The 2,161-nt window shown below is 40.1% G+C and carries 2 protein-coding genes; both read right to left on the bottom strand.

Going from position 1 to position 2,161, the window contains the following annotated elements; genetic code table 11:
* Positions 1–739, bottom strand: a 739-nt coding sequence (locus HRU21_12980; protein ID NRA43202.1) for a hypothetical protein, incomplete at its 3' end; no start/stop codon positions are given.
* 8 nt (positions 740–747) lie between these two features.
* On the bottom strand, positions 748–2,161 hold a 1,414-nt coding region (locus tag HRU21_12985), incomplete at its 5' end, for an MFS transporter (GenBank protein ID NRA43203.1).

Raw genomic sequence — 2,161 nt, forward strand, 5'->3', positions numbered from 1 at the left:
CCGCATGATTAAATAGGTTCATTGGATAACGGTCTTGTACTATAGGTAGCAATTTTTCTAATGCTTTTAAGCCGGACTTATTGCCACCAAAGACTAAATAACCACCTAATTCTATTGAGACATAGACTTCATGATCTTTATGTTCATTAGCCTCAGCCAAATACATTAATACCTGTTGTTTAATCGTCTGTTGTATTTGCCAATTTTCATCAATAATAGGATAAATAAGCTGCCCGCCTACTACACCATCTTTCATCATTGAACCCATGGTATTTATCAGTTCAATTGAACTTTCAGTATTTAACGCGCCAGCTACCGCCAGTGCAATATACCAGCCCATTGAATTGCCGGTTACCGCGACCACTTCGTATGCATCACGGTTAATACTTTGAAAATCAGCCAATGCGCAAGCGTAAATGAGTGCTGAAGCATTTTCACCAGCAGTATGAGTTGCCATACTGTATTTTTCCATGCCATCAAGTTCAGCAACCGATTTTTGCTGTTTTTCAGCGCGATAATCATCAATCAATGCCACTATTTCAGTTTTATCACTGTGATGGCGCTGTAAATAACCAAGCTCTTCTTTGTTGTAAGTGCCACGACCCGGACAAATTACCACGACACGCTTTTTAACTAATGTATCGTTTGTTACTAGGGTTTCATTAGTTGCTGAGCTATTATTTACCGAACTATTTTTTACCGAGCTATTGTTTATCGTGTTTTTACTTGTTGATGTCATTTGCTTTCCTATTGCTGCTCTTGGCACATGTTCATGGCCATTTGGACAATGTCTTCAGTCGACACAAGCACATGATTTGCTGCACTGCCTAAAGGTATGAAGCTGTCTTGTGCACAAATTCGCTTGATTTCTTTCGACTCTCCCGATGAAGAGTTTTCCATTAACAACGTCATCAGCGCTTCACTTATTGAGCCCGTTTGACGACACTCATCAACAATGAGCACTTTTTCACATTGCGCAGCTTGTTTAATAATATTGCTTTCATCAAGTGGCGCTAACCAACGCAAATCGATTACTCGACAGTCGACTCCTTGCTCAGCAAGTACCTTTTGAGCTTTGCGCGATAAATAATAACCATTACCATAAGAAATAATACAAAGCTGCTTACCTTCACCATGTACTTTAATTTCTTGATTAATTTCGGTAGTCGCTTTTGCTGGCGGCAAATAATCGTGAGTCCACAATGCATCACCTTCTTGATGAAGATCTTTGGTCATATACAAGGCGATCGGCTCTAAAAAAATCACCACGCGTTGTTGCTCACGCGCCAACTTAACCGATGAACGTAGCATTTCAACCGCATCATCTCCATTTGATGGACAAGCCAGCACTAACCCCGGAATATCACGAAAAACAGCAAAAGAATTATCATTATGAAAATGTCCACCAAAGCCTTTTTGATAAGCTAAACCGGCAATGCGAATAACCATAGGATTGGTAAATTGGCCATTAGAGAAGAAGGGCAATGTCGCGGCTTCACCACGAATTTGATCTTCGGCATTATGTACATACGCTAAAAATTGAATTTCTGGTACAGGTAAAAAGCCGTTATGCGCCATGCCAATCGCTAACCCCAATATAGATTGTTCATCTAATAAGGTATTAATCACCCGATTTTTACCAAAGCGTTCACACAGCTTAGCGGTAACATTATAGACACCACCCTTTTTCGCGATATCTTCGCCACACATAACCATGTTTTTATTTTCAGCCATTAAATCGAGTAATGCCCAATTCAGTAACTTAGCTAAATGTTGCTTCTTGTTGATATTATGTTTTTCGTGGCTAAATAATTGTGCGCGTTGCGAGTCAGTTATCAACTGACGGTGAATCTCGCTTTGTTTGCGATCTAATGCTGGCGGAACAATGCACTGTTTAACTTGCTCAGCAGTTTCTAATTTAGCTTTACTGGCCGCGACTTGAGCTACCAAAGCTATCCTTGCCTCAATATTCTCATAAATGCTAATGATCTCTTCTTTATCTAAAATATTGTTTTCAAGCAAAATTCTGGCGCTATGTAATAACGGATCTTGAAATTCCGTTGCTTCAATATCGCTTACTTTGCGATAGACAAACTCGGCATCAGAACCGGCATGCCCTAATATGCGCACCGTTCTCATATGCAAAAAGACCGGTTTACCT

The organism is Pseudomonadales bacterium, assembly GCA_013215025.1.
Classification (GTDB): domain Bacteria; phylum Pseudomonadota; class Gammaproteobacteria; order Pseudomonadales; family DT-91; genus DT-91.